The sequence below is a fragment of the Spirillospora sp. NPDC049652 genome (assembly GCF_040675125.1).
Taxonomy (GTDB): Bacteria; Actinomycetota; Actinomycetes; order Streptosporangiales; family Streptosporangiaceae; genus Spirillospora.
The window spans coordinates 1-5,358 of sequence record NZ_JBFAOF010000487.1 but is presented as its reverse complement, the minus strand read 5'-3'; the positions used below and the strand labels follow the sequence as shown (position 1 = coordinate 5,358).

Below are 5,358 nucleotides of genomic sequence, written 5' to 3'. Positions count from 1 at the left end.
GTGCCCGAGCACGCGATGGTCGCCCGGGGGCTGACGAACTACTGGGGTGCGGCCGTCCTGCGCAACGTGTGCGGGAGCGGGCCCGCGCCGTCCAGCCGGAAGGTCACGCCCTTGCCGTACCAGGTCTCCTCCGAGGTCGCGAACGGCACCACGTCCAGGCGCTTGACCAGGGCGCTCTCGGCCTGCGCCCACAGCGGGCAGCCGTCCGTGCCGAGCTCGGCCATCGCCTGGCCGGAAAGCCGCCGGTAGTCGGGGTTGTCGACGCCGCCGAAGTTGGACCCCTTCGGCAGCCGGGGCCCGTCGAAGAACCGGACGAGCTGGTCGGGCAGGTTCACGACGATCGGCTGCCAGGCGACGTCCCACCCGTCGGACCCCAGGACGGTGGTCACGGTCGCGGGCGTCACGGTCTTGGCGGACACCTTCACCCCGAACGCCGTCCACTGCTGCACGGCCAGCTCGACGGCGGCCGTCACGCGCGGGCCGAGGGTGGTCGGATAGGTCATGGTCAGCTGGAGCGGCTTGCCGTCCTTGGTCCAGACTCCTCCCGCCTTGGCCCATCCGGCGGCGGTCAGGTCGGCCGCCGCGCGGGCCGGGTCGTGGCCCGGGACGTTGCCGGTCACCGAGTCCTGCGGGCACGGCGTGGGGGCGGCCTCGCCGAGGTTGGTCGGCGGCACGTTGCGTCCGCCGCTCGCCACCGATCCGACCTGACCGAGGTCCGCGGCGGTGACCAGCGCGCGCCGGACGGCCGGATCACCGGTCGCGCGGCCGGACGCCTCGTTGAACAGCAACTGCCCGATCATCGACCGGATCCCCTGGTGGGCGACCCGGGCGGCCTCCAGCCGCTGCCGGTCCGAGCCGTTCAGCTGGACGGCGTTGACCTGCCCGGACATCAGCAGGTTGGCGGCGGTGGACTCGTTGGCGACGACCTTGAAGACCACCTTCTCCGGGGCGGCGGACATGTCCGCGCCGCCCGGCATCCAGGTGACGCCCGGCCGCTTGACGTAGGTGTAGTGGTCGCTCGGCACCGCCTCGGCCAGCCGGTAGGCCCCGGACGCGGCGGTGGTGCGTGCCAGCGCCTTGGTGTTCGCGAGGTTCTTGCGGCAGACCAGCGGGAGCAGGTTGGCCATCTGCAGGATGAACGGCGACGGCCGCGTCGTCTTCACCGTGACCGTCCGGGCCGCCGGGTCGGCGGTCGCCTTGGCGGTGAGCGGCACCGAGAGGCCGAGCATGGGCGAGGCGTTGCGCGGATCGGCGATGTGCTCGTACTCGGCTGCCACGTCCTCGGCCGTCAGCGGCGACCCGTCCTGGCAGGTCACGCCCTGCCTGATGGTGAAGGTCGCGGACGTGGTGGTGGACGACCAGCGCTCGGCGACGCCGCCGACCAGCTTCCCGTCCGGGCCGAGATGGACCAGCCGGGAGTACCCGAAGCCGTTCATGAAGATGGCCGTGGACCCCAGGGTGTTGAGCGGGTCGAGGGTGCCGGGGTCGTCGGAGACCGCGATGGTGACGGTGCCGCGGCCGCCGGAGGCGGCCGGACCGCCGCCCGCGCATCCGGTCGCGGCGAGTCCGAGGGCGGCGGCCACTGCGGCCGCCCTGGCCGTTGGTGTTCTCATGCCGGTGCTCCTCGGGGTCAGGCGCGCGGGATGGCGCGGCCGAGGTGCAGGAAGTCGGCGCGCGGGCCGTCGCCGAGGAAGACGTGGACGGCGTGCCGTCCCTCCTTCGGCTCGCGGGCGATGAGGGTGCGGGCGTCCAGGGGCACCATCGCGTCGGCGCTCCCCATCGCCTCGCCCGACAGCTCCGCCAGCGCGCCCAGCGGGCGGACGGACACCGACAGGCCGCCCTCGACCTCGGCGACGTCGGCGCGGAGCGTCCCCGACTCGTACCGGCCGGTGAAGTAGCGCGGATCGACGGTGGGCGGGACGGCGGGCGGCACCGGGAGCGGCGGGACCTTCACCCCGGCCAGCTCGTCCAGCAGCTCGGCGATCAGCGGGTACAGCCCGTAGAACTCGCCGCCGCCGGTGAGCAGGGCGACCGCGACGTCCGCGCCGGGCACCAGCCGCAGCAGCGACACCTGCCCGAGCGTGCCGCCGTCGTGCCCGATCACCAGGCCGCCCTCGTAGTCGAACAGCTCCCAGCCGAGACCCCACTGCCGGCCGAGCGGCGGGATGAGCGGCAGGGTGGCCTGCGGTTCGCGCATCGCGTGCGCGCTTTCCTCCGACAGCACGCGGGTCCCGTCGGGGGCGAGGCCGCCGCTGAGGTGCATCGCGGCGAAGCGCAGCTGGTCGCGAACGCTCAGCGTCAGCGTGGAGCCGGCGGGCGCGTTCGACCGCGGCATCGCCCAGACCGGCGCCTTCACCAGCGTGCCGTCCGGGCCGGGCACGTGCCCCATGGAGACGCGGTGCCGGATCGCCTCGGCGGGCGAGGTCGCCACATGCGTCATGCCGAGGGGCACGGCGATCCGCTCCCGCAGCGCCGCCTCCCACGTCTGCCCGGTCAGCACCTCCACGATCCGTCCGAGCACCACGTAGCCGCTGTTGCAGTACGACCACCGCTCCCCCGGCGGGAACAGCTGCCGGGCCCGCTCCCCGAGGTGCGCGACGAACTGCTCGACGGCGTCGTCGCCCGGGCCGTGGTCGTCGAAGATGTCGCCTTCGAAGCCCCCGGTGTGGCACAGCAGCTGCCGGACGGTGACCGCCGCGCTCGCGGCCTCGTCCGCCACCCGGAAGCCGGGCAGGTACCGGGCGACCGGCGCGTCCAGGTCCACCAGGCCCTCGTCGGCCAGCTGCATGATCAGCGTCGCCGTCCAGACCTTGGTGATCGAGCCGGTCTGGAAGACCGAGTCGGTGGTCGCCGGGTAGCCGGTCTCGACGTCCAGCACGCCGGACGCCGCCTCCACGACCCGCGTCCCGCGCCGGACCGCCAGGACCGCGCCGGGGATGTCGTGCCGTCCGGCCGCCTCGGCCAGTCTCGCTTCGAGTTCCTGTGGGGTCAGCATCGTCGCCTCCGTCCGGGCGGCGTGTCACCGCCGGGTGGCTGAACGGTAGGCATCCGGCCGCCGGACCCGATTCGTGCGGCGGCACGAAAAACCCGGCCGATCCATGTGGCGCGCTCCGAAGCCTCCTCGCCGCCGTCCACGGATACTCACGGGAAAACCGCGAGAGGAGCCGTATGGACGTTTACATCTCGGTCGACATGGAGGGCATCGCCGGCATCGCCACGATGGACCAGATCGTGCGCGGCGGGCACGGCTACCCCCGCTCGCAGGAGCTGATGACCGCCGAGGCCAACGCCGCGATCGCGGGCGCGTTCGACGCCGGGGCCGACACGGTCGTGGTGAACGACAGCCACGGCACCATGGACAACTTCCTGCAGGACATGCTGGACGAGCGGGCCCGCCTGGTCACCGGCTCCCCCAAGGCGCAGTGCATGGCGCACGGGCTGGACGGGCGGCACGGGGTCGCGCTGTTCGTCGGCTACCACGCGCCGGGCGGCTGTCCGGGCGTGCTCGCCCACAGCTTCTCGTCCTGGTTCACCTCGATGCGCCTCAACGACCGGCTGGTGTCCGAGGCCGAGGTGAACGCGCTGCTGGCGGCCGAGCACGGCGTCCCGGTCGGGCTGGTCACCGGCGACGACCAGATCTGCGCGCTCGCCGAACGCGTCCTCCCCGGCGTCGTCACCGCCCAGGTGAAGACCGCCGAGGGCTACACCGCCACCGACAGCCTGCACCCGCGGCGCGCGCAGGCGCTCATCCGCGAGAGTGCCGCGCTGGCCGTGAAGAACGCCGCGACGCTCCGGCCCGTCCCGCTGCCCGACCGCCTGGTCCTGACCGTCGGATTCCAGCTCCCCGCCGCCGCGGAGGCCGCCGCCGACGTCCCCGGCTCCGAACGCGTCGACGAGCACACCGTCACCTGCCAGGTCGCCGACCTGCGGCAGCTCATGGGCCTGATCGGCCTCTGGTACGGCGTCGCCGCCCTCGCCGCCCGGACCCGCCTCCCCCTCATCGACCGCTGAGGTCACAGCGAGGTGTCCCGGGCGTCGGACGGTTGTGGCGTCCGCGGCCCCGGTGGCCTGCTCCGGCCATGAGCCGTGACAGTGCCCCTGAACCGCAGCGATGCGTCCCGGGCTCTCACCGGGGGTGAGCGGTCGACTCCGCCGGTTGTTACGGTTCGCTTGCCGGCGATCAGGGAGTTGCGGTGCTGCGGATTCATTTCAGCAGTGACGACCTGCCGCGCACGCGGTTGGCGGCGGGCCCGGACGCGATGTGGGAAGTGCTGCTCAGCCTGTACAGGCTGCGGCGTCCGCAGGGCGCGGCGGTGTTCGGCCGCTGGCGGCGCCAGGTCGGGCCGCACGTCCCGGACTCGGCCCGCATGCTGACCGCGCTGGTGCCCGCCTCCGGGTACGCCGTGGACTTCCTCACCCCCGTCACCGCCTCGGGCACCCTGGAGGACGGCTTGGAGGCGGTGCGCGGCACGTCCCGCGCCCGGCTGCGCGGCGACCTGGCCGAGCTGGCCGTCCGGCACCCGGGCCGGGCCGCCCCCAGCTGGTTCGCGGACCTGGCGTCGGGCGGCACCGGGACCCTCGGCAGGATGGCCGACGCCGTCTCCGCGTACGCCGAAGTCTGCCTCGCCCCCGAATGGGAACGGATCGACGCCGAGGTCAGGCACGACCTGGCACTGCGCCGCAGGGCGTTCGCCGAGGGCGGCCTGCCGCAGGTCCTGGAGGGCATCCATCCCTCGGCGCGGTGGAGCTTCCCGGTGCTGGAGCTGGACTATCCCGCCGACCACGACATCGTCCTGGACGGCCGTGGCCTGGTCCTGCAACCGTCCGTGTTCTGCTGGGGCGCGCCGGTCACCCTGCTCGATCCCGACCTACCGCCGGTCCTGACGTATCCCGTGGCGGACGTGACGCGCTGGACGGCGTCCTCGCCCCAGGCCCGCGCCCAGCGGGAGCAGGCGGTCACCGCGCTCCTCGGCCGCACCAGGGCCCGCGTGCTGGAGACGATCGCGCTGGGCGCCTGCAACACCACGCAGCTCGCCCGATGCGCCGCGATCCCGGTGCCCACCGCCAGCCAGCAGGCACGGGTGCTGCGCGAGGCGGGCCTCATCGCCACCCAGCGCGACGGCAACCAGGTCCGCCACACCCTCACCGCCTTGGGAGCCGCCCTGCTGGACGGCACCATCGTCCCGATGACGCCTTCCTGACCCCTGCGCGCGCCCGGAGAGGGCCGCCGCCGGCACAGGCTCGCGATCCCGTGCCGACGGCGCCCATCGAAGGGGACGGCCTCCCGCCAGTGGCCGTCCCAGGCCGGGCATCGGTGGCGGCGCGGACGGCGGCACGGCCCAGCGCGGTGGCCGCGGC

Annotated in this window: 4 protein-coding genes; 2 read left to right on the top strand and 2 right to left on the bottom strand. The window is 74.1% G+C overall.

What is annotated here, in order from left to right; genetic code table 11:
* Positions 1–38: 38 nt before the first annotated feature.
* Positions 39–1,613, bottom strand: coding sequence for an ABC transporter substrate-binding protein (locus tag AB0J52_RS25870; RefSeq protein WP_500184852.1), 1,575 nt, complete (start codon positions 1,611–1,613; stop codon positions 39–41).
* 17 nt (positions 1,614–1,630) lie between these two features.
* Positions 1,631–2,995, bottom strand: a complete 1,365-nt coding sequence (locus tag AB0J52_RS25865) for a serine hydrolase domain-containing protein (protein WP_500184851.1) — start codon at positions 2,993–2,995, stop codon at positions 1,631–1,633.
* A gap of 173 nt (positions 2,996–3,168) precedes the next feature.
* On the opposite strand from AB0J52_RS25865, the gene AB0J52_RS25860 reads away from it, so the two are divergent.
* On the top strand, positions 3,169–4,011 hold the full coding sequence (locus AB0J52_RS25860; protein ID WP_500184849.1) for a M55 family metallopeptidase: 843 nt from the start codon (positions 3,169–3,171) through the stop codon (positions 4,009–4,011).
* A gap of 182 nt (positions 4,012–4,193) precedes the next feature.
* Positions 4,194–5,201, top strand: a complete 1,008-nt coding sequence (locus tag AB0J52_RS25855) for an ArsR/SmtB family transcription factor (RefSeq protein ID WP_500184848.1) — start codon at positions 4,194–4,196, stop codon at positions 5,199–5,201.
* Positions 5,202–5,358: the final 157 nt, after the last annotated feature.

Coding starts and splice junctions, on each gene's coding strand:
- AB0J52_RS25870 (WP_500184852.1), bottom strand. CDS start 1,613: ATGAGAACACCAACGGCCAGGGCGGCCGCAGTGGCCGCCGCCCTCGGA.
- AB0J52_RS25860 (WP_500184849.1), top strand. CDS start 3,169: ATGGACGTTTACATCTCGGTCGACATGGAGGGCATCGCCGGCATCGCC.
- AB0J52_RS25865 (WP_500184851.1), bottom strand. CDS start 2,995: ATGCTGACCCCACAGGAACTCGAAGCGAGACTGGCCGAGGCGGCCGGA.